Genomic DNA, 25,048 nt, shown 5'->3' on the forward strand with positions numbered 1-25,048 from the left:
TTGTCCGTACCGAATTACCGGAGCGAGGCCGGACACTGAGGAGGGGGAGAGACCCCCCTGCCTACGATCGGTCCGAACATTCCCCCACTCAGCAGTCTTGCGGTAATTCGGCCGGAAAGGGCAGTCGAGCGCGATGACGTATCAGCACCAGTCCGAATCGATCGGGACGCGCCGTGCACAGAGCGAGGAAATCGCGGTCGTCGGGTTTTCCTGCCGTTTGCCCGGAGCCGGAAACCCGGAGGAATTCTGGGAACTGCTCAGCACCGGCACCTCCGCGATCACCCCGGTTCCCGAGGGCCGCTGGCGGACCGCGCCCGAAGACACCGGGCCGGGGCTGCGCCACGGCGGCTTCCTGGACCGCGTCGACACCTTCGACGCCGGCTTCTTCGGCATAGCCCCGCGCGAGGCACGCGTCATGGACCCGCAGCAGCGCCTGGTTCTCGAACTGGCCTGGGAGGCACTGGAGAACGCCGGCATCGTCCCGGCCACTCTGCGCGGCAGCCGCACCGCCGTCTTCGTCGGCACCCTGCGCGACGACTACGCGGCCCTGCTCTACCAGCACGGCGCCCGCACCGTCACCCAGCACACCATGACCGGCGTCAACCGCGGTGTGATCGCCAACCGCGTCTCCTACCACCTCGGTCTGCGCGGCCCCAGCCTCACCGTCGACTCGGCCCAGTCCTCCTCGCTCGTCGCCGTGCACCTGGCCTGCGAGTCCCTGCGCTCCGGCGAGTCCGACGGCGCCGTCGTCGCCGGCGTCAACCTCAACATCCTCGCCGAGGCCGCGGTCGCCGGTGAGCGCTTCGGCGGGCTCTCGCCCGACGGCACCACGTACGCCTTCGACGCCCGCGCCAACGGCTTCGTGCGCGGCGAGGGCGGCGGCGCCGTCGTCCTCAAGCCGCTGTCCCGGGCCCTCGCGGACGGCGACGACGTCCTCGGTGTGATCCACGCCAGCGCCGTCAACAACGACGGCTCGACGCCCGGCCTGACCGTGCCCGGCCAGGAGACCCAGGAGCGGGTCCTGCGCGAGGCGTACGACCGGAGCGGCCTCGACCTCGACGCCGTCCAGTACGTCGAACTGCACGGCACCGGCACCCCGGTCGGCGACCCGATCGAGGCCGCCGCCCTCGGCGCGGTACTCGGCGCCGCCCGCGCGCAGGGCGCCCCGCTGCGCGTCGGGTCCGCGAAGACCAACGTGGGCCACCTGGAGGGCGCCGCCGGCATCGTCGGCCTGATCAAGACCCTGCTGGCGCTGCGGCACCGCCGGCTGCCCGCCAGCCTCAACTTCGCCACCCCGAACCCGGCGATCCCGCTGGCCGACCTCGGTCTGGAGGTGCAGCGCGAGACCGGCGAGTGGCCCGCCGCCGACCGGCCGCTGATCGCCGGTGTCTCCTCGTTCGGCATGGGCGGCACCAACGCCCACGTCGTCCTGGGCGAGGCACCGGCCCCGCCGCCGGCCGGGCCGCGACCCGCCGCTCCCGAAGGCGCCCTGCTGCCCTGGATCGTCTCCGGCCGTGACGCCGCCGCCGTCGCCGCCCAGGCCGGCCGGCTGCGCACCGCCGTCACCGCGGCGCCCGAACCGCGCCCCGAGGACATCGGCCGGTCCCTGGCCACCACCCGCACCGTCTTCGACCACCGCGCCGTCGTCCTCGCCGACGAGCGCGCCGCCATGGTCGCCGGCCTGACGGCGCTGGCCGAGGGCCGACCGGCCGCACAGCTCGTCACGGGCGCCGTCCGCCCCGGCACGACGGCCTTCCTGTTCACCGGCCAGGGCGCCCAGCGCGCCGGCATGGGACGCGAACTGCGCGCCGCCTTCCCGGCGTTCCGCGACGCCTTCGACGAGGTGTGCCGGGCCTTCGCCCCGTTCCTCGACCGCCCCCTCGCCGAGGTGGTGGACTCCGGGACCGGCCTGGACGACACCGCCTGGACCCAGCCCGCACTGTTCGCCGTCGAGGTCGCCCTGTACCACCTCGTCACCTCCTGGGGCGTCACCCCCGACCATGTCGCCGGGCACTCCATCGGCGAGATCGCCGCAGCCCACGTAGCCGGTGTGCTGTCCCTCGACGACGCCGCCCGGCTCGTCGCCGCCCGGGGCCGGCTCATGCAGGAACTGCCGGCCGGCGGCGCCATGATCGCCGTACAGGCCACCGAGGACGAGGTAGCGCCCCTGCTCGCGGCGCAGGACGCACCGGTGGCGATCGCCGCCGTCAACGGACCCCGTTCCGTGGTGGTCTCCGGCGCGCAGGCCGCCGTCACCGCCGTCGCGGAGCAGCTCGCCGTGCTGGGCCGCAAGACCCACCGCCTCACCGTCAGCCATGCCTTCCACTCCCCGCTCATGGACCCGATGCTGGAGGAGTTCCGGGCCGTGGTGGGGCGGTTGACGTTCCACGAGCCGCGGATCCCCGCCGTCTCCACGGTCACGGGCACCGCCGTCGAGCCGGGCCGGTGGACCTCGCCCGACTACTGGGTCGAGCAGGTACGCAGCCCCGTGCGCTTCCTCGACGCCGTGCGCACCCTGGAGAACCTGGGCGCCGCGACCCTGCTGGAACTTGGCCCCGACGGTGTCCTGACCGCGCTGGCCGCCGCGAGCGTCGACGACACCGACGACACCGACGACACCGACGCCACCTCGGCCGTCGCCACGCTCCGCGCCGGACGCGCCGAGGTCCGCGCCCTGTTCACGGGCATCGCCGCCGCCTTCGTCCGCGGTACGCCGGTCGACTGGGCCGCCGTGCACGCCGACGGTCCGGGCAGCCGCGTCCCGCTGCCCACGTACGCCTTCCAGCGCGAGCGCCACTGGATCGACGGCCCGGTCGCACCGGCCCTGCCCTCGGCGGAGGCCGACACGCCGGTCGCCGCACCGGCCCTGCCCGCAGCCGACAGGCCGCTCAGCGCACCGGCCCCCGACGCCACCGCCCTCGTCCTGGAGCAGGTCGCCGCCGTCCTGGAGCACACCGACATCCAACGCGTCGACCAGCAGGCCGCGTTCAAGGACCTCGGCTTCGACTCCCTGATGACCGTCGAACTGCGCGACGCGCTCGCCACCGCCACCGGTCTCAAGCTGCCCAGCGGTCTGCTCTTCGACCACCCCACCCCGGCCGCCCTCATCGCGCACCTCACCACCCTGCTCGCCGGCCCCGACACCGGCGCCGAGGACCCCGTCGGCACAGCCCCCGACCTGGCACACGAACCCATCGCCATCGTCGGAATGGCGTGCCGCTACCCGGGCGGTGTCACCTCCCCGGAGGAGCTGTGGCACCTGGTCGCCGACGGCCGGGACGCCATATCCGGCTTCCCCGGCGACCGTGGCTGGGACGCCGACCTGTACGACGCCGACCCTGCCAACGGCGGGCACAGCACGGTCCGCGAGGGCGGCTTCCTGCACGACGCCGCCCTGTTCGACAACGAGTTCTTCGGGATCTCGCCCCGCGAGGCCCTCGCCATGGACCCCCAGCAGCGCCTCCTCCTGGAGACCGCGTGGGAGGCCGTCGAGCGCGCCGGCCTGGACGCCACCGCCCTCAAGGGCAGCCGCACCGGCGTGTTCGTGGGCGCCACCACCCTCGACTACGGCCCCCGGATGCACGAGGCCCCCGACACCGTCGAAGGACATCTCCTCACCGGCACCACGCCGAGCGTCATGTCCGGACGCATCGCCTACCAGCTCGGGCTGCTCGGCCCGGCCGTCACCGTCGACACGGCCTGCTCGTCCTCGCTGGTCGCCCTGCACATGGCGGTGCGTTCGCTGCGTACCGGCGAGACCAACCTCGCCATCGCGGGCGGCGCCACCGTCATGTCGTCGCCCGGCATGTTCGTGGAGTTCTCCCGCCAGCGCGGCCTGGCCGCCGACGGGCGCTCCAAGTCCTTCGCCGCCTCGGCGGACGGCACCTCGTGGGCGGAGGGGGTCGGCCTCCTCGTCGTGGAGCGCCTGTCCGACGCCCGGCGGCACGGCCACCGCGTCCTCGCCGTCATCAAGGGCAGCGCCATCAACCAGGACGGCGCGGGCAACGGCCTGACCGCCCCGGTCGGCCCCGCCCAGCAGCGCGTCATCCGCGACGCCCTGTCCGACGCCCGTCTCACCTCCGTCGAGGTGGACGCGGTGGAGGCGCACGGTACGGGGACGCGGCTCGGCGATCCGATCGAGGCGCAGGCGTTGCTGGCGACGTACGGCCAGGATCGTGAACGTCCTTTGTTCCTGGGCTCGTTGAAGTCGAACATCGGGCATGCGCAGGCTGCTGCCGGTGTCGGTGGTGTGATCAAGATGGTGCAGGCGATGCGGCACGGGGTGCTGCCTCGGACCTTGCATGTGGATGAGCCGTCGCCGTTCGTGGAGTGGGGTACCGGCTCGGTGGAACTGCTGACCGAGGCGCGGGAGTGGGCCGCGCGGGACGGTGTGCCGCGTCGTGCGGGTGTCTCGTCCTTCGGTATCAGCGGGACGAACGCGCATGTGGTCGTCGAGGAGTTCGTGTCGGCGGAGGAGGCCGTTGAGCGGTCGGAGCCTGCCGGGCCCGTTCCGTTCGTGCTGTCCGCGCGGGACGAGTCGGCGCTGCGCGCCCAGGCCCGACGCCTGCACGACTTCGTCGCCGACAGCGGCGTCCGTTCCGCCGACCTCGGCGCCTCCCTCGCCGTCACCCGCACCGCTCTGCCCGAGCGTGCCGTCGTCACCGCCGCGGACACCGACACGCTCCTCGCCGGGCTCGCCGCCCTGGCCCAGGGCGAGGAGAGCGCGCAGGTCGTCACAGGCAGCGCGGGCGGCGCGGGCCGTACCGCGTTCCTGTTCACCGGGCAGGGCGCCCAGCGCGCCGGCATGGGCCGCGACCTGTGCGCGGCGTCCCCGGTGTTCGCGGCGGCCCTCGACGAAGTGTGCGCCGCCCTCGACGAGCACCTCGAACTGCCGCTGCGCAGCGTGATGTTCGCCGGCGAGGACACCGAGCCCGGCCGGCTGCTGCACCGCACCGCCTACACCCAGCCCGCCCTGTTCGCCGTAGAGGTCGCCCTGTTCCGGCTGCTCGACCACCACGGCACGGCACCGGACCTGCTGGCCGGGCACTCCATCGGCGAACTCGCCGCCGCCCATGTCGCGGGCGTGCTGTCCCTCGCCGACGCGGCCCGGCTGGTCGCGGCCAGGGGCCGGCTCATGGAGGCCGCACGGACCGGCGGCGCGATGATCGCCGTCGAGGCCACCGAGGCCGAACTCGCCGCCGACCTGGAGGAGAAGGCGGGCCGGGTAGCCCTGGCCGCCGTCAACGCCCCCGACTCCGTCGTGATCTCGGGTGACGAGGACGCCGCCGAGGAACTGGCCGGACAGTGGCGCGCCCGGGGCCGCCGCACCCGCCGGCTCCAGGTCAGCCACGCCTTCCACTCGCCGCACATGGACGACGTCCTGGACGAGTTCCGCGCGATCGCCGAGGAACTCACCTTCCACCCGCCGGCCATCCCCCTCGTGTCCACCGTCACCGGCGAGCTCGCCACTCCGGACGAGCTGACCTCGCCCGAGTACTGGGCGCAGCAGATCCGCAGGCCCGTCCGGTTCGTCGACGCCGCCCGCACCCTGCACCGGCACGGCGCCACCGTCTTCGTGGAGACCGGCCCCGACGCCGTGCTCGCCCCGCTCACGCGCACCGCCCTCGGCGACGCCGACGCGGCCGTAGTTCCGCTGCTGCGGGCCGGGCGGCCCGAGGCCGAGACGTTCCTCGCCGGGATCGCCGCGGCCTGGGCGGGCGGTGCGCCGCTCGCGGCCGAGACCTTCCACACCGCCGGTCGCCGAATCGACCTGCCGACGTACCCCTTCCAGCGTGAGCACTACTGGCTCGCGCCCGGACGGCCGCTGGACGCACGGGGACTGGGCCTCGACCCGGCCGGGCACCCGCTGCTGCACGCCTCGATGCGGCTGGCCGGAAGCGACGGGCTGGTCCTCACCGGCCGCCTCGCCGTCGCCGACCAGCCCTGGCTCGCCGACCACACCGTCGCCGGCACGGTCCTCGTGCCCGCGACCGCGTTCCTGGAGATTGCGCTGGCCGCGGGAGGCCGGTTCGGCATCGACCAGATCGACGAACTGACCCTGGAAGCCCCCCTGGAGCTGCCGGTACAGGGCGCCGTACGCGTCCAGGTCGCCGTCGGCGCGCCGGACGCCTCCGGCAGCCGGCCCGTGGAGATCCACGCCTGCCCGGACAGCGGTCCGGACGCCGCCGAGCAGCTGTGGACGCGGCACGCGTCCGGCACCCTCGGCGGCACCCCGCGGACCGGGCCCGACCTGAGCCAGTGGCCGCCCGCCGACGCCGGCGAAGTGTCCCTGGACGACGCCTACGACCGCCTCACCGCCCTCGGCTACGCCTACGGCCCCGCCTTCCAGGGCCTCACCCGCCTGTGGCAGGCGGGCGACACGCTGTACGCCGAGGTCGCCCTGCCCGACGCGCACAAGGACGGCGCCGACCGGTTCGGACTGCACCCCGCCCTCTTCGACGCGCTCCTGCACCCCGTGGTGCTGCACGCCGCCGGGGACGACACCGCGGCGGACACCATCCGTCTGCCGTTCGCCTGGTCCGGAGCGTCCCTGCACGCCGGCGGCGCCGACACCCTGCGGGTGCGGATCGAGCCCGGCGGATCCGGCACCTACGCGCTGCACGCCGCCGACACCGTGGGCGCGCCCGTCATGAGCGTGGAGTCCCTCGCCCTGCGCCCGGTCGCCAAGGACCGGCTCCGCTCCGCACCGAGGCTCCACGACGCCCTGTACGCCGTGCACTGGACGCCGGTCACGGCGGCCGACGGCGACGCCCCGCACATCGTGGAGGTGTCCGACCTCGCGGACGCGGACGGCACGGCCGACGTGCTGCTCGTCCGAGCCCCCGTCGCCGACGGAGAGATCGACGTCGCGGCCACCGCCCACCGCACCACGGAGGTCTTCCTGCGTCTCGTGCAGGACTACCTCACGGACGAGCGACTGACCGGGGCCCGCCTTGCGGTCCTCACCCAGGGCGCGGTGGCCGCCGCGCCCGGCGACCTCGTCCCGGAACCGGCGCAGGCCCCGCTGTGGGGTCTGCTGCGCACCGTGCAGTCCGAACACCCGGGCCGCGTGGTCCTGATCGACGCGGACGCATCCGCCGACGACCCGCTCCTGTCCGTCGCGCTCACGTCCGGTGAGGCACAGGTGGCGGTGCGGTCGGGCGAGTTGGTGGCACCCAGGCTGCGGCGGGCCGTGCCCGGCGAGGGTGGGGCGCCGTGGAACGAGGGCCCGGTGCTGGTGACCGGTGGCACCGGCGGGCTCGGTGCCGTGGTCGCTCGGCATCTGGTGGCGGAACACGGGGTCCGCTCGCTGGTGCTGGTGAGCCGGCGCGGCGAGTCGGCCACCGGTGCGGGGGAGTTGCGGGCCGAGCTGGAGGCGGCGGGCGCTTCGGTGACCGTGGCCGCCTGCGACGTGTCGGACGGGTCCTCCTTGGCGGCGTTGCTGGCCGAGGTGGGTGAGCTGTCGGGTGTGGTGCACACAGCCGGTGTGCTGGACGACGTGACGGTGGAGGGCCTGACCGCCGACCGGCTGCACTCGGTGCTGCGTCCGAAGGTGGACGCCGCCTGGCACCTGCACGAACTGACCCGGGACATGAACCTCAAGGCGTTCGTCCTGTACTCGTCGGTCTCGGGCCTCCTGGGCACGGCGGGGCAGGCCAACTACGCGGCGGGCAACGCGTTCCTGGACGCGCTTGCGGCCCACCGCCGGGCTGCCGGGCTCCCGGCGACCTCCCTCGCCTGGGGCCTCTGGGACGGCACCCACGGCATGGGCGGCACCCTCGGCGACGCCGACCTCGCCCGCTGGACGCGCCAGGGCATCAGGACCCTCACCCCCGAGCAGGCCCTGGCCCTCTTCGACGCCGCCCTCACCGGCGACGACGCACTGCGCGTCCCCGTCGTCCTCGAACAACGTGCGCTGCGCGCGGAGTCCTCGCCCCTGCTGCGGGAGCTGGCCCCGGCCCGCTCCCGCCGCACGGCGGCCCGCGCCGCCGACTCGGACGCGGAAGGCACCACCTGGGCCGAGCGGATCGCCGCCCTGCCCCAGGAACGGCGCCGCGACACCGTACTCGACCTGGTCCGCGGGATCGTGGCCGGCGTCCTCGGCCACACCGACCCGCAACGCCTGGACCCCAAGCGTGCCTTCAAGGAGAGCGGCTTCGACTCCCTCGCCGGTGTCGAACTGCGCAACCGGCTGAACGCCGCCACCGGGCTACGGCTGTCCGCGACCGTCGTCTTCGACCATCCGACGCCGGACGCGGTCGCCGACCATCTGCTCGGCCGTATCGCGGACACCGCCGCCCCGGCGCCGGCCCGCGCCACGCGGACCGCTCTCGACCACGACGAACCCATCGCGATCGTCGGCATGGCCTGCCGCTACCCGGGCGGCGTCGCCTCCCCGGACGACCTCTGGCGTCTGGTCTCCGAAGGCACGGACGCGATCAGCGAGTTCCCCGGCAACCGGGGCTGGGACCTGGACGGCCTCTACGACCCGGACCCCGCGCACACCGGCACCTCCTACGTCCGGCACGGCGGATTCCTGCACGACGCCGACCGGTTCGACCCCGCCTTCTTCGGCATCCCGCCGCGCGAGGCCACCGCCATGGACCCCCAGCACCGGCTGCTGCTGGAGACCGCCTGGGAGGCGTTCGAGCAGGCCGGCATAGACCCGACCGCCCTGCACGGCTCGGACACGGGCGTGTTCACCGGCGCCATGTACGACGACTACGCGTCCCGGCTCGCGGCGAGCCCCGAGGAGTACGAAGGCTTCCTGCTCGCGGGCAACCTCTCCAGCGTCGTATCGGGCCGGCTCTCCTACACGTACGGCTTCGAGGGCCCCGCCGTCACGGTCGACACGGCCTGCTCGTCGTCGCTGGTCGCCCTGCACCTCGCGGCGAACGCGCTGCGCAACGGCGAGTGCTCGCTCGCCCTCGCCGGCGGCGTGACCGTCATGGCCGGCCCGCACGTCTTCGTCGAGTTCTCCCGCCAGCGCGGCCTGTCGCCCGACGGACGGTGCAAGTCCTTCGCGGCCGCCGCCGACGGCGTGGCCTGGTCCGAGGGCGTCGGCCTCCTCGTCGTGGAGCGCCTCTCGGACGCGGTCCGCAACGGCCACCAGGTCCTCGCGGTCGTGCGCGGCAGCGCGGTCAACCAGGACGGCGCGTCGAATGGCCTCACCGCGCCGAACGGTCCGTCGCAGGAGCGGGTGATCCGGCAGGCGTTGGCGTCGGCGGGTCTGTCGGCGGCTGATGTGGACGCGGTGGAGGCGCACGGTACGGGGACGCGGCTCGGCGATCCGATCGAGGCGCAGGCGCTGCTGGCGACGTACGGCCAGGATCGTGAACAGCCGCTAATGCTCGGGTCGTTGAAGTCGAACATCGGGCATGCGCAGGCCGCTGCGGGTGTCGGTGGTGTGATCAAGATGGTGCAGGCGATGCGGCACGGTGTGCTGCCTCGGACCTTGCATGTGGATGAGCCGTCGCCGTTCGTGGAGTGGGGTACCGGCTCGGTGGAACTGCTGACCGAGGCGCGGGAGTGGGCCGCGCGGGACGGTGTGCCGCGTCGTGCGGGTGTCTCGTCCTTCGGTATCAGCGGGACGAACGCGCATGTGGTCGTCGAGGAGTTCGTGTCGCCGGAGGAGGCCGTTGAGCGGTCGGAGCCTGCCGGGCCCGTTCCGTTCGTGCTGTCCGCGCGGGACGAGTCGGCGCTGCGCGCCCAGGCCCGACGCCTGCACGACCACCTCGACACGCACCCCGAGCAGTCCCTCACGGACCTCGGCTGGTCGCTCGGCACCCGCCGGGCCCGGCACAGCCGTGCGGCCGTGGTGGTCGCCCGGCACCGCGCCGAACTGCTCGACGGACTGGCCGCGTTGGGCCGCGGCGAGACCACCCCGGCGGCACAGCGCACTCCCGCGCCGCCACGCGGCCGTACCGCGTTCCTGTTCACCGGGCAGGGTGCCCAGCGCCTCGGCATGGGCCGCGACCTGTACGCGGCTTCCCCGGTGTTCGCGGCGGCCCTGGACGAGGTGTGCGCCCACCTGGACCCCGAGTTGATGCGCCCGCTGAAGTCGGTACTCTTCGCCGCCGAGGACAGCGCGGACGCCGCGCTGCTCGACCAGACCGCCTTCACCCAGGCAGCCATGTTCGCCCTGGAGACCGCGCTGTTCCGGCTCGCCGAACACCACGGCCTCACCCCGGACTTCCTGCTCGGCCACTCGATCGGCGAGGTCACCGCCGCCCACCTCGCGGGCGTGCTCGACCTCCCCGACGCCTGCGTCCTCGTCGCCGAACGCGGCCGGCTGATGCAGGCGGCACGCGAGGGCGGCGCCATGGCGGCCGTCGAGGCGGGCGAGGACGACGTACGCACCGCGCTCACCCCCTACGGCGACCGGGTGGCCGTCGCAGGGGTCAACGGACCCCGCGCCACGGTGATCTCCGGCGACGCCGACGCCGTCGACGAACTCGCCGCCCGGTTCAAGGCGCGGGGCGCGCGGGTCAAGCGTCTCCCCGTCAGCCACGCCTTCCACTCGCCGCACATGGAGGAGGTCCTGGACGAGTTCCGCGCGATCGCCGCGGACCTCACCTTCCGAGCACCCCGCATCCCCGTCGTCTCCAACGTGACCGGTGAGCTGGCCACGGCCGAGGAACTCGCCTCGCCCGACTACTGGGCCCGCCACATCCGCGCCGCCGTCCGTTTCCTGGACGGCGTACGCCTCCTGGAGGCCAGGGGCGTCACCGAGTGGCTGGAACTGGGCCCCGACGGGGTGCTGAGCGCCCTGGTCGCCGAGTCCCTGGAGGCGGACTCCGGGATCGTGACCCCGGTCCTGCGCAGGGGCCGGCCCGAGACCGAGGTGTTCGCCGCCGCCCTCGGACTGGCTGCCGCGCGTGGCGCCGACGTCCGCTGGGACACCGTGTTCCCCGGCGCCCGCGGGACCGAGCTGCCGTTCTACGCGTTCCAGCGGCAGCGCTACTGGCTCGACGCGCCGACGACCGTCTCGGACGCCGCCGGCTTCGGACTCGTACCGGCCGACCACCCGCTGCTCGGCGTCGCCGTGCCGCTGGCCGACCGCGACGAACACGTCCTCACCGGCCGCCTGGCACGCGGCACGCACCCCTGGCTGACGGAGCACACCGTCGCCGGCACCGTGCTCGTGCCCGGCACCGGACTGCTCGAACTCGCCCTCAGGGCGGGCGAACAGCTCGGCGCCACCACGGTCGAGGAACTCACCCTCGCCGCACCCCTGGTGCTGCCGGAACGCGGCGGCGTACACCTCCAGGTGTCCGTCGGCGCCGAGGGCACCGACACCACACGCCCGCTGCGCATCCACACCCGGCCCGACGGCGACCCCGCCCACGACGGCACCTGGACCCTGCACGCCTACGGCACGCTGCGAGCCGACGGCGCCACCGCAGGGGAGGCGCTCACCGTCTGGCCGCCCGCCGGAGCCCGGGAGATCGACCTCACCGGTGCCTACGAGCGTCTCGCCGAGCGGGGTTACGCCTACGGGCCCGCGTTCCGTAACCTGCGCCGGCTGTGGACGGCCGACGACGACCTCTTCGCGGAGGTCGCCCTCGGCGACGACCGCCGTACCGAGGCGGGCCGGTTCACCCTCCACCCCGCACTGCTCGACGCCGCGCTGCACCCGCTGCTGCCCGGAGTCGTCGGTGACGAGGGCGAGGCGCTGCTCCCGTTCACCTGGGCGGACGTGAGCGTGACGGCCGGCGGCGCGTCCGTGCTCCGGGTCCGGCTCGCGGGAGCCGCGGCACCCGCGGTCGACGGCGGCTCCACGTCCGTCGCGCTGACGGTGGCCGACGGCTCGGGCGCACCGGTCGCCACCGTGGCGGACCTGACCCTGCGCCCGCTGTCCGCCGAGTCGCTGCGCGCCGCGGACACCGGCTCCAACGACGGCCTGCTGCGGGTGGAGTGGAGTCGGCCGGCCACGACCGGCGCCACGCCCGACACCACGCCCGACCTCGCGTCCTGGGCGGTCGTCGGCCCGACGTCGGACCTCGGCCTTCCGCCCGGCACGGTCCGCTCCTACGCCGATCTGGGCGAGCTGGCACGGGCCGTCGACGCGGGCGAACCCGCGCCCACCGCGGTCCTCACCCCCCACACCTCCGCGCCCGCCGGTGACGCACTGCCGGACAGCGCGAGGGAGGCGACGCAACGGGCCCTCGCCCAGGTGCAGGAGTGGCTCCAGGACGAACGCTTCGCGGACTCCCGCCTCGTGGTCGTCACCCGGGGAGCCGTGGCCACCGCGGCCGACGAGGACGTCACCGACCTGACGCACGCCCCGCTGTGGGGCCTGCTGCGCTCGGCCCAGACCGAGAGCCCCGGCCGCATCCAGCTCCTGGACGTCGACACCACGGACACGCCCGCCCTCACGGCCGCCGTCGCCTCGGGCGAGGTGCAAGTGGCGGTGCGGTCGGGCGAGTTGGTCGTGCCCAGGCTGCGGCGGGCCACGCCCGGCGAGGGCGCGGTGTCGTGGGGTGCGGGCCCGGTGTTGGTGACCGGTGGTACCGGTGGGCTGGGTGCGGTGGTCGCTCGGCATCTGGTGCGGGTGCACGGGGTGCGGTCGCTGGTGCTGGTGAGCCGGCGTGGTGAGTCGGCTGCCGGTGCGGGGGAGTTGCGTACGGAGCTGGAGGCGGCGGGTGCTTCGGTGACCGTGGCCGCCTGCGACGTGTCGGACCGGTCGTCCTTGGCGGCGTTGCTGGCCGAGGTGGGTGAGCTGTCGGGTGTGGTGCACACGGCGGGTGTGCTGGACGACGTGACGGTGGAGGGCCTGACCGCCGACCGCCTGCACTCGGTGCTGCGTCCGAAGGTGGACGCGGCCTGGCACCTGCACGAGTTGACCCGGGACATGAGGCTCGGCGAGTTCGTCCTGTACTCGTCCATCGCTGGACTGCTCGGCACGGCGGGGCAGGCCAACTACGCGGCGGGCAACGCGTTCCTGGACGCGCTTGCGGCCCACCGCCGGGCTGCCGGGCTCCCGGCGACCTCCCTCGCCTGGGGGCTCTGGGAGGAGACCAGCAGCATCACCGGCCACCTGGCCGAGGCGGACCTGCGCCGCCTCGCCCGCTCCGGCCTGCTGCCGCTGGCCACCGACGACGCGATGGCCCTCTTCGACGCCGCGCCGGCCACCGGCGAGAGCGTCCTCGGCGTCACCCGGCTCGACACCCGGGCGATCCGCGCCCTGGGCGACCAGGTGCCGCCCCTCCTCAGCGGACTCGTCCGAGTGAACAGGGCTCAGCGACCCGCCGCCACGGACGGCGCCCCCGCCACCCGTACGGAAGGCCAGGGGCTCGCCGAGCGGCTCGCCGTCCTGTCCGCGACCGACCGGGAACGGGCCCTGGTGGATCTCGTACGCGGCAGGGTGGCCGCCGTACTCGGACACGCCGACCACACGGCGATAGACGCCGACCGGCCGGTCCAGGAACTCGGCTTCGACTCCCTGACCGCCGTCGAGCTGCGCAACCAGCTCGCCGGCGAGACAGGACTGCGGCTGCCGACCACCCTCGTCTTCGACCAGCCCACGCCCAGGGCGCTCGCTCAGTACCTGGCCGACCGGCTCACGGTCGAGGAGGTCGCGCCGGACGAGCCGGTGCTCGCCGAACTCGCCCGGCTGGAGGCCGCCATCGCGACGGCCGCCGTCGACACGTCCGCCCACGGCCGGATCACCGCCCGGCTGAGGGAACTCCTCGACGCCGCCGACAGCGCGGCCCGCGCCACCGGCCGGGGCCGGGACGACGAGGCCGGCGACCTGACCGACGCCCTGGAGGACGACCTCGACTCGGCCACGGACGAGGAACTGTTCGCCCTCGTCGACGACCTGAACTGACCACGACCGCCCACGACGACACCGAACCAGCACACGACACACGGGAGTTGACACACCATGGCGGGCGAGGACAAGCTCCGCGACTACCTCAAGAAGGCCGTCGCCGATGCCCGTGAGGCACGCCGGCAGCTGCGGGACATCGAGGACAGGCGCCGCGAGCCGATCGCGATCGTGGGCATGGCCTGCCGCTACCCCGGCGGCGTCTCCTCGCCCGACGATCTCTGGCGCCTCGTGACCGACGGCACCGACGCCGTCGGCGGCTTCCCCGACAACCGGGGCTGGGACGTGGACGGCCTCTACGACCCGGACCCCGACCGCACCGGCACCTCGTACGCCCGCGAGGGCGGATTCCTCTACGACGCCGACCGCTTCGACCCGGCCTTCTTCGGGATGTCCCCGCGCGAGGCCATGGCGATCGACCCGCAGCAGAGGCTGCTGCTGGAGACCGCGTGGGAGGCGTTCGAGCACGCCGGCATCGACGCCACCGCATTGCGCGGCTCCGACACCGGCGTGTTCACCGGCCAGATGTACAACGACTACGGCTCACGCCCCCACCTGCCCCCGGAGGACTTCGAGGGCTACCTGTTCAGCGGCAGCGCCGGCAGCATCGCCGTCGGCCGGCTCTCCTACACGTACGGCTTCGAGGGCCCCGCGGTCTCAGTCGACACCGCGTGCTCGTCCTCGCTGGTCGCCCTGCACCTCGCGGTGAACGCCCTGCGCAACGGCGAGTGCTCCCTCGCCCTGGCCGGCGGCGTCACGGTGATGTCGACACCGGTGGCCTTCCTGGAGTTCTCCCGACTTCGCGGCCTGTCGCCCGACGGACGGTGCAAGTCCTTCGGGGCCGGGGCCGATGGTGTCGCCTGGTCGGAGGGCGTCGGCGTACTGGTGGTGGAGCGTCTGTCGGATGCGGTGCGTAATGGGCATCGGGTGCTGGCGGTGGTGCGGGGCAGTGCGGTGAATCAGGATGGTGCGTCGAATGGTCTGACGGCGCCGAACGGTCCGTCGCAGGAGCGGGTGATCCGGCAGGCGTTGGCGTCGGCGGGTCTGTCGGCGGCTGATGTGGATGCGGTGGAGGCGCACGGTACGGGGACGCGGCTCGGCGATCCGATCGAGGCGCAGGCGTTGCTGGCGACGTACGGCCAGGATCGTGAACGTCCGCTGTTCCTCGGCTCCTTGAAGTCGAACATCGGGCATGCGCAGGCTGCTGCGGGTGTCGGTGGTGTGATCAAGATGGTGCAGGCGATGCGGCACGGTGTGCTGCCGCAGACGTTGCACGCCGACGAGCCGTCGCCGTTCGTGGAGTGGGACACGGGCTCGGTCGAGCTGCTGACCGAGGCACGTGAATGGACCGCCCGGAACGGCGAGCCGCGCCGCGCGGGTGTCTCCTCCTTCGGATTCGGCGGCACCAACGCCCACGTGATCATTGAGGAGGCCCTGGCCGACCCGCCCGCCGAGACCACGGAAGGGCGCACCCTGCCCGCGATGCCGTGGATCCTGTCCGCCCGCGCTCCCCAGGCACTCACCGCCCAGGCCGAACGGCTCCACGCCTTCGCCTCGGCCCCCGGCGCCCCCGACCCACTCGACATCGCCTACTCCCTCGCCACCACCCGCGCCGCCCTGCCGCATCGCACCGCGGTCGTCGGCGCCGGCCCCACCGAACTCCTCGACGGCCTGCACCACCTGACCCCGACCAACCCCTCCGGCGGTGGTCTGGCGGTGGTGTTCTCGGGTCAGGGTGCTCAGCGGGTGGGGATGGGCCGTGAGTTGTATGCGGCGTATCCGGTGTTCGCGGGGGCGCTGGATGAGGTGTGCGGGGTGTTGGATCCGTTGTTGGGCGGGTCGTTGAGGGAGGTGTTGTTCGAGGCGGAGGGCTCGCTGCTGAGCGAGACGGGGTGGACGCAGCCGGCGTTGTTCGCTTTTGAGGTGGCGTTGTTCCGGTTGGTGGAGTCGTGGGGTGTGCGGCCTGATTTTGTGGCTGGGCATTCGGTGGGTGAGTTGGTGGCCGCGCATGTGGCGGGGGTGATGGATCTTGGTGAGGCGGGTCGTTTGGTGGCGGCTCGTGCAGGCCTGATGCAGGCGTTGCCGTCCGGCGGTGTGATGGTCGCGGTGGAGGCGACGGAGGGGGAGGTGCTGGCCGCGATCGGTGATCGTGGTGACGCGGTGGGCGTGGCTGCGGTGAACGGCCCCTCGGCCGTGGTGCTGTCGGGTGCGGAGGACGCGGTCGAGCAGGTTCTCAGCGCGCTCTCGGGTCGGCGTGTGCGTCGGCTTGAGGTGTCGCATGCGTTTCATTCGCCGTTGATGGACGGGATGTTGGAGGAGTTCCGTTCGGTGGCGAAGGAGGTGCGTTACGACGCACCGAACCTGGGTGTGGTCTCGACGGTCACCGGCCGGGTGGCCGAGGGTGAGGATCTGCGGTCTGCCGACTACTGGGTGACCCAGGTCCGCGAGGCCGTCCGTTACGCCGACGCCGTCACCACCCTGGAGTCCGAGGGCGTCACCACGATCCTCGAACTCGGCCCCGGTGGTGTGCTCGCCGCCCTCGCCGCCCAGGCCGTCCGTGACCCCGACGCCCTGACCGCCACGGTCGCCACCCGTGCCGGACGCCCCGAGCCGGAGACCCTGGTCGAAGCGCTCGGCACGCTGCACGCGCGCGGAGTGCCGGTGGACTGGGAGGCGTTCTTCGCCGGTACCGGTGCCCGCCGGGTCCCGCTGCCGACGTACGCCTTCCAGCAACAGCGGTACTGGCTCGACGAAGTCGCCGTCGACGGGGGCCACGCCGGACCCGCCGCGCCCGCCGGGCGGCCCCGCGTCCCGGAAGAGGCACCCTGGACGGTCCCCCTGGCCGAGCGGCTCGCCCCGCTGAGCGAGGCACAGCGGGAGCAGTACCTGCTGACCCTCGTCACGGAGCTGGTCGCGAAGGTGCTCAAGCACCCGGACACCTCGGCCGTCGTGCCCCACCGCCCGTTCCAGGAACTCGGCTTCGACTCCCTGACCGGCGTCGAACTGCGCAACCGGCTCGGCGCCGAGACCGGGCTCGCGCTGCCCGCCACCGTTGTCTTCGACCATCCGACGCCCGCCGCGCTCGCGACCCATGTGCGGACACAGGCCGCCGCATCCGGCTCGGAGGGCGTGACGGCCCGTGGCGCGACCGAGGAACTGGACCGGCTGGAGGCGTCCTTCGACGCCCTCGCGGCGAACGGCTCCGACCCCGCCGTCGCGGCGCGGCTGAGAGCACTGGCCGACCGTCTCGCGGGCCCGGCCGAGGCGCCGTCCGCTCCGGGGGCGGCAGACCTCACGGACGCGTCCGCGGACGAGATCTTCGACTTCATCGACACGCAGCTCGGCCGGGCCACGGACTGACGCCCCGCGCTCACCGTTCCGCAGCCCCCGCACCATCACCCTTTCGGTACCGAGGAGAGACTGATTCCGCATGTCCGCTGACATGTCCCGCGCGCAGGAGCAGACCCAGACCGGGGAAGACCGGACCGGGCAGGACCAGACCAGGGAACAGAAGCTCGTCGACTACCTGAAGTGGGTCACCGCCGACCTTCAGAAGGCGCGCGAGCGCATCGAGACGCTGGAGTCGGCCGCCACCGAGCCGGTCGCCATCGTGGGCATGGCCTGCCGCTTCCCCGGCGGTGTCGCCTCCCCGGACGACCTGTGGCGCCTCGCCGCCGAAGGCCGGGACGCCATCGGCCCGTTCCCCACGGACCGCGGCTGGGACCTCGACGCGCTGTACAGCACCGACCGTGACGAGCCCGGCACGTCGTACACCCGGGAGGCCGGATTCCTCGACGGGGCAGCCCTGTTCGACGCCGACTTCTTCGGTGTCTCGCCCCGCGAGGCCCGAGCCATGGACCCCCAGCAGCGCGTTCTGCTGGAGACCGCGTGGGAGGCGTTCGAGGACGCCGGCATCGACCCCGCCACTCTGCGCGGCAGCCGTACGGCCGTGTTCGCCGGTGTCATCGAGCAGAGCTACCTCGGACTCGAAGGCCCCGCCGAGCTCGAGGGCCACCTCATGACGGGCAAGCTCAGCAGCGTGGCCTCCGGGCGCATCTCCTACACCTTCGGCCTCGAAGGCCCGGCCGTCTCGATCGATACCGCGTGCTCGTCCTCGCTGGTCGCCCTGCATCTCGCGGTGGAGTCGGTCCGCCGAGGCGAGTCCACCCTCGCCCTCGCCGGCGGCGCGACGATCACCGCGACCCCCGGCGGCTTCGTCGACTTCTCGCGCCAGGGCGGACTCGCCCCCGACGGACGGATCAAGTCCTTCGCGGAGGCCGCAGACGGCACGTCCTGGTCGGAGGGCGTGGGCCTGCTGGTGGTGGAGCGTCTGTCGGATGCGGTGCGTAATGGGCATCGGGTGTTGGCGGTGGTGCGTGGCAGTGCGGTGAATCAGGATGGTGCGTCGAATGGTCTGACGGCGCCGAATGGTCCGTCGCAGGAGCGGGTGATCCGGCAGGCGTTGGCGTCGGCGGGTCTGTCGGCGGCTGATGTGGATGCGGTGGAGGCGCACGGTACGGGGACGCGGCTCGGCGATCCGATCGAGGCGCAGGCGTTGCTGGCGACGTACGGCCAGGATCGTGAACGTCCGCTGTTCCTCGGCTCCTTGAAGTCCAACATCGGCCACACCGTCGCCGCGGCCGGAGTGGGCGGCGTCATCAAGATGGTGCAGGCGATGCGGCACGGCGTTCTGCCCCGGACCCTGCACGTCGACCGGCCCACGCCCATGGTCGACTGGAGTTCGGGCTCGGTCGAGCTGCTGACCGAGGCACGCGAATGGCCCGCCAGCGCCGCGGCCCCGCGCCGCGCCGCCGTCTCGGCGTTCGGCGTGAGCGGCACCAACGCCCACGTGATCCTGGAGGAGGCCCCGGCAGCGGCGACCACCGCCCCGGAGCCGCCGGAACGCTCCCTCCCCGCCCTGCCCTGGTTCCTCTCCGCACCCGACGAGGACGCGCTGCGCGACCAGGCCCGGCGACTCCAGGACCACATGGCCGCCCACCCCGAGCAGTCCGCCACCGACCTCGCCTACTCCCTCGCGACCGCCCGCACCCTGCACGACCGTCGCGCCGTCCTGACCGGCGCCGACCGCGACGAGCTGGTCGACGCCCTCCGACAACTCACCGAGACCCCCACGAGCCTCGCCACCCCTGCCCGTCCCGGTGGTCTGGCGGTGGTGTTCTCGGGTCAGGGTGCTCAGCGGGTGGGGATGGGCCGTGAGTTGTATGCGGCGTATCCGGTGTTCGCGGGGGCGCTGGACGAGGTGTGCGGGGTGTTGGATCCGTTGTTGGGCGGGTCGTTGAGGGAGGTGTTGTTCGAGGCTGATGAGTCGGTGTTGGGGGAGACAGGGTGGACGCAGCCTGCCCTGTTCGCCTTCGAGGTGGCGTTGTTCCGGTTGGTGGAGTCGTGGGGTGTGCGGCCTGATTTTGTGGCTGGGCATTCGGTGGGGGAGTTGGTGGCCGCGCATGTGGCGGGGGTGATGGATCTTGGTGAGGCGGGTCGTTTGGTGGCGGCTCGTGCTGGGTTGATGCAGGCGTTGCCGTCCGGCGGTGTGATGGTCGCGGTGGAGGCGACGGAGGGGGAGGTGCTGGCCGCGATCGGTGATCGTGGTGACGCGGTGGGCGTGGCTGCGGTGAACGGCCCCTCGGCCGTGGTGCTGTCGGGTGCGGAGGACGCGGTCGAGCAGGTTCTCAGCGCGCTCTCGGGTCGGCGTGTGCGTCGGCTTGAGGTGTCGCATGCGTTTCATTCGCCGTTGATGGACGGGATGTTGGAGGAGTTCCGTTCGGTGGCGAAGGAGGTGCGTTACGACGCACCGAACCTGGGTGTGGTCTCGACGGTCACCGGCCGGGTGGCCGAGGGTGAGGATCTGCGGTCTGCCGACTACTGGGTGACCCAGGTCCGCGAGGCCGTCCGTTACGCCGACGCCGTCAATACCCTCTACGACCACGGCGTGCGTACCGTCGTCGAGATCGGTCCCGGCGGCGTACTCACCGCCCTCGCCCAGAACGTCCTCGCCGACCGCGACGACATGACCGTCCAGGCCCTCCAGCGCTCCGACCGGCCCGAACCGGACGCGTTGGTCGCCGGCATCGGCACGCTGCACGCGCGCGGGGTGCCGGTGGACTGGAAGGCGTTCTTCGCCGGTACCGGCGCCCGCCGGGTCCCGCTGCCGACGTACGCCTTCCGGCAACAGCGGTACTGGGTCGACGCGCTCGCGGCCGGCGGCCGTGACGCCGACGGCTTCGGTCTGGACGGCACCGACCATCCCCTCATCGGCGCCGCGCTGTTCCCCGGGGACCGTGACGAGGCGCTGTTCACGGCCCGTCTGTCGCCCCGTATGGATCCGCTTCTGGCCGCGCACGCCCTCGCCGGGGAGACCGTCGTGCCGAGCGCGGTCCTCGCCGAGCTGGCCGTCCGGGCCGGCGACGAGACCGGCTGCACGTCGGTCGACGAACTGGTCGTGGAGACACCGCTGGTGCTGCCCGCCACCGGTGCCCTGCACCTCCAGGTCCGCGTCGGCGAACCGGACGACACCGGTCGGCGCGTCCTCACCGTCCACGCCCGGCCCGACGACCCCGGCGCCTCCTGGACACGCCACGCGCACGGGCTGCTGAACGACACGGCGCTCGTCCCGCCGACGGAATCCGGGCCCACCACACCGTGGCCACCGGCCGACGCCGAGTCCCTCACAGGTGCCGAGTCCCTGAAGCCGCCCGGCACCCCGGAATCCACCACCCCGTCCCCCCTCTACGACCGCTTCACCGCCGCCGACATCCACTACGGCCCCCCGTACCAAGGCCTGACCAGCGCCTGGCGTCGAGACGGTGACCTCTTCGCCGAGGTGACCCTGCCCTCCGATCACCCCGTCTCCCGCCTCGAAGGCTTCGGCCTCCACCCGGCGCTGCTCGAAGCCGCGCTGCAACCCCTGTACGCCGCCCGACTGCCCGGCCGGCCTCACACCGTGACCCGGTGGCGCGGTCTGCGCCTGTACGCCACCGGCGCGGACACCGTGCGCGTCCACCTCGCCCCGCTGCCCGACGCCGACGACACCTACGAGGTACGTCTGACCGACCCGGCCGGGCAGACCGTCGCGGTGGCCGACGCCGTGACCGTCGGCCCCGTCCGCGCCGACGTGCTGCGTGCCGCCCGCTCCCGCGACCGTGACGCCCTCCACCACGTCGAGTGGACGGCCCGGCCGCTGCCGTCGGCGGCCCTGGACTGGGTCACGCTCGGCTCCACCACGCACCCGGACGTGACCGCCGTGACGGCCGCCGTGACCGGCGGACGGATCGGGGCCGTACGCCTGGAATTGACGACACCCGTCGGACAGTCCGCGCAGGACGCCGCTCGGGACACCGTGGGCCGCGCCCTCGCCCACGCCCGGCAGTGGCTCGCCGAAGAAGCCCTGTCCGCAACGCCGTTGGTGGTCGTGACCCGTGGGGCCGTTGCGGTCACCGGCGACGAGGACGTCACCGACCCCGCCGCCGCGGCGGCCTGGGGCCTGCTGCGCTCGGCGCAGTCGGAGGCGCCGGGGCGGATCGTCCTGGTGGACGCGGACGCCGACGTCGGCCAGGACGCGCTGTCCGCGGTGGTCGCCTCAGGGGAACCGCAGGCCGCGATCCGTACGACCGGCCCCGGCTTTCGCGTGCACCTGCCGCGTCTGCTGCGCACACCGGAACCGAAGGCCGACGGGGCCACGGTCTGGGACCCCGCCGGCACCGTCCTGATCACCGGCGGCACCGGCTCGCTCGGCGCCCACTTCGCGCGCCACCTGGTCGCCCGTCACGGTGTGCGCCGGCTGCTGCTGGTCAGCAGGCGCGGTCCGGACGCCCCGGGCGCCGCGGAGCTGTGCTCCGAACTGCGCGCCCTCGGAGCGGCCGTGACCGTGGCCGCCCTCGATGTCGCCGATCGCGCCGCCCTCGCGGACGTCCTCGCGGCGATCCCGGCCGAGCACCCGCTGCGCGGTGTCGTCCACACCGCGGGCGTCCTCGACGACGGTGTTATCGCCGCGCAGACGCCGCACCGGCTCGACGCCGTACTGCGGCCGAAGGCCGACGCGGCCTGGACGCTGCACGAGCTGACGCGGGACGCGGACCTGACGGCGTTCGTGCTCTTCTCGTCCGTGGCCGCCGCCATCGGCGGGCCCGGCCAGTCCACCTACGCCGCCGCCAACGCCCACCTGGACGCCCTCGCCGCGCACCGCGCCGCGTCGGGACTGCCCGCCACGTCCATCGCCTGGGGTCTGTGGGAGCAGGCGACCGGGCTGACCGGCGGCCTCAGCGAAACGGACCTGAAGCGGATCGCCCGCAGCGGCTTCCGTACCGTCCCCGAGGAGCTGGGCACCGCCCTGTTCGACCTCGCCCTGGACAGCGGCCGGCCGTACCTCGTGGCCACCCCCCTGGACCTCCCGGTCCTGCGCCGCCAGCCGCAGGTTCCGGCGCTGCTCAGGTCCTTGGTGCGGGTACCGGTCCGGGCGGCGGCGCGGGGTGCGGACGAGGCCGGGCCCGCGCTGGCCGACCGTCTCGCCGGGCTCGACGAGACGGAACAGCACAAGATCGTCCTGGACGCCGTGGCGGCGGAGATCGCCCGGGTCCTCGGCCGTACCGACACCACCGGCACCGACCCCGAACGCCCCCTCCAGAGCAGCGGATTCGACTCGCTCACCTCGGTCGAACTGCGCAACCGGCTCGCCACGCTCACCGGCCTGCGACTGCCGGCCACCCTGGTCTTCGACCGCCCGACGCCCCGGGCCCTGGCGACCTACCTGCGCACCGAACTCCTCGCGTCCGGGGACACCGCCGCCCCGTCGGCGCAGGCCCCCGCCCTCGACTACGCCGCCGACCTGGACCTGCCCGCCGACATCCGCCCGGCCGACGAGGTCGTCCGCACCGTCACCGACCCGGCCGACATCCTGGTCACCGGCGCCAGCGGGTTCCTCGGCGCGTTCCTGCTGCGCGACCTGATGCGCACCACGAAAGCGCGCGTCCACTGCCTGGTCCGCGGCGCCGACGACCGGACGGCGTATCAGCGGCTGCGGTCCAGCCTGGCCTGGTACCGCGTCTGGGACGAGATCGACGAGAGCCGCCTGCGGGTGCTCGCCGGCGACCTGGCCGACGAACGGCTCGGCCTGACCGAGGAGCGGTTCGACGGCCTCGCCCGCAGCGTGGACGCGGTCTACCACGCGGGCGCCACCGTGCACTGGCTCCACCCCTACGAGGCACTGCGCGCCGCCAACGTCCACGGCACCCGGGAGATCCTGCGCCTGGCGGCCCGCCACCGCACGGTCCCGGTGCACTACATCTCCACGGTCGGTGTCTTCGACGGCCCGGTCACACCGGGCGTCCCGCTGAAGGTGACCGACCCGACCGGCCCCGCCGAGCGGCTGCCCAGCGGCTACCTCCAGTCCAAGTGGGTCGCCGAGCAACTCGTCGGGCTCGCCCGGGACCGGGGCCTGCCGGTGTCCGTGCACCGCGTCGACGTCATCTCCGGCGACACCCGCAACGGCGCCTGCCAGACCCGCGACTTCGTCTGGCTCAGCCTCAAGGGCCTCCTCCAGGCGCAGGCAGCACCGGCCGGCGTCGACGGCCGCTTCCACCTGCTGCCCGTCGACTACGTCAGCGCCGCCGTCGTCGGCATCTCCCGGCGCGAGCCGGCCGGCGGCACCTTCCACCTGTTCAACCGGACCTCGCTCAGCCTCGCGGACTGTGTGTCGTACCTGCGCGACCTCGGCTACCGGCTCGACGAGACGGGCCGCGAGGAGTGGAGCGCCGCGGTGCGGTCCGACCGGGACAACGCCCTGCTGCCGCTGCTGCACGCCTTCGAGCTGATGACGTCCGACACCGACGGCTTCTATCCGCCCATCGACACGACCGAGACCGAGACGGCACTGGCCGGCACGGACATCGTCTGCCCGCCGCTGACCCGCGAACTCTTCGGCAGATACGTCGACTTCTTCGTCCAGGAGGGGCACTTCCCGCCCGCCCCCTGACCGTGCGACCGGCCCCCCTTCCGACACCACCGGCCGCCCGGCCGCTCTCCGCGCGCGGCCGGGCGGCCAGCCCCGTTTCCCACATCCGCGAATCCGAGGTACCGCCATGGGCGCCGCACAGGTGCGTTCGTTCTCCGAGATCGAGGCCGCCTTCGTCAAGTACGTCCAGCAGACGGTCTACTGCACGATGATCACCGTCGACCGCCGCAACCGGCCCCGGGCCCGGGTCGTCCAGCCCGTCTGGGAGACCGTCGAGGAGCGCCCCGTCGGCTGGCTCGCGGTCTTCCGGACCCCCGTCAAGGCGGCCCACCTGGCCAACAACCCCCATACGACGTACGCCTACTGGCACCCCTGCCAGGACGCGCTGTTCGTCGACGGCGTCTCGGCCTGGGTGGACGACCGGGACACCAAACTGCGCGCCTGGGAGCTGTACCGCCGCACCAGCCCCCCGGGCGTCGGCTACGACCCGCACCTCTACTGGAGCGGCGGCCCCGACAGCCCCGACTACCAGCTGCTGCGCATCGACCCCTGGCGCGTGCAGGTCGTGCGCGGCTCGGACCTGCGCAGCCGTATCTGGGCGGTCGACCCCCCGGCCTGAGGGGCGGCGCCCGAGGCCGCGCACGTCCGGATAGGTGCTACCCAGGGGAGCCGGGCCGGGTGGGACAATCCACGTCCGGGTTCCGAGTGACCGAGCGATGGGCTGCCGGGGCATCGGGGAGGACGGAAAGGAACTGTCTGCATGATCCGGTGGGTGTCCCTCAGCGTCGAGGCAAGGCCCGTGCCCCGCCCCGTGGCCACGCCGTTGGTGTGGGCCACGGCCTTCGGCGGCGCTCTGCTCCTGGTGGCGATGCACAACCTCCTCATAGGCCCGGACCGACCCGGATTCGCCCTGGCCGGGCTGTCCCTGCTGGCCGCCCTGCTGGGACTGTGCGCCCGCTTCACCGCGGCCCCGGGCACGGCGCTGCTGTGCTGGCTGTTCCTCAACGGCTTCGCGATCCCGCCCGCGGGCACCCTCACCTGGACCGGCTCCCGCGACACCGTCTGGCTCGCCTGCCTGTTCACCGCGAGCCTCGTCGGCACGATCCTGGCGAGGATCGTCCACGCCCGCGCCGCCTACCGCCGCGTCACCGCGGGCACGGCGACGCCGACGGCGGGCTCACGCGACTGGCGCGACACCTTCTGAAGGGCAGATCCGAACGTCGGCATAGCCCGGCCGCGCGTGCGCAGTTGAG

The 25,048-nt window shown here is 73.6% G+C and carries 4 protein-coding genes and 1 pseudogene; all 5 read left to right on the forward strand.

Annotation, left to right across the window (positions count from 1 at the left end; translation table 11 throughout):
- Positions 1-133: 133 nt before the first annotated feature.
- The 5 genes and pseudogenes from PGH47_RS32135 to PGH47_RS32155 all read left to right on the forward strand — a co-directional run bounded on the left by PGH47_RS32135 (position 134) and on the right by PGH47_RS32155 (position 24,999).
- Complete coding sequence (locus tag PGH47_RS32135) at positions 134-13,831, forward strand: type I polyketide synthase (protein ID WP_271666276.1); 13,698 nt, start codon at positions 134-136, stop codon at positions 13,829-13,831.
- A gap of 60 nt (positions 13,832-13,891) precedes the next feature.
- Positions 13,892-17,191: pseudogene (locus PGH47_RS32140) on the forward strand (type I polyketide synthase); the annotation flags it as partial.
- A gap of 70 nt (positions 17,192-17,261) precedes the next feature.
- Complete coding sequence (locus PGH47_RS32145) at positions 17,262-23,816, forward strand: type I polyketide synthase (RefSeq protein ID WP_271666278.1); 6,555 nt, start codon at positions 17,262-17,264, stop codon at positions 23,814-23,816.
- A gap of 106 nt (positions 23,817-23,922) precedes the next feature.
- Positions 23,923-24,414, forward strand: a complete 492-nt coding sequence (locus PGH47_RS32150; RefSeq protein WP_271666279.1) for a pyridoxamine 5'-phosphate oxidase family protein — start codon at positions 23,923-23,925, stop codon at positions 24,412-24,414.
- A 141-nt stretch (positions 24,415-24,555) separates the two neighbouring features.
- The gene (locus PGH47_RS32155; RefSeq protein WP_271666280.1) at positions 24,556-24,999 is read left to right on the forward strand and encodes a hypothetical protein; all 444 of its coding nucleotides are present in this window, start codon (positions 24,556-24,558) and stop codon (positions 24,997-24,999) included.
- The last annotated feature ends 49 nt before the right edge of the window (positions 25,000-25,048 follow it).

Source organism: Streptomyces sp. HUAS 31, assembly GCF_028198125.1.
Lineage (GTDB): Bacteria > Actinomycetota > Actinomycetes > Streptomycetales > Streptomycetaceae > Streptomyces > Streptomyces chartreusis.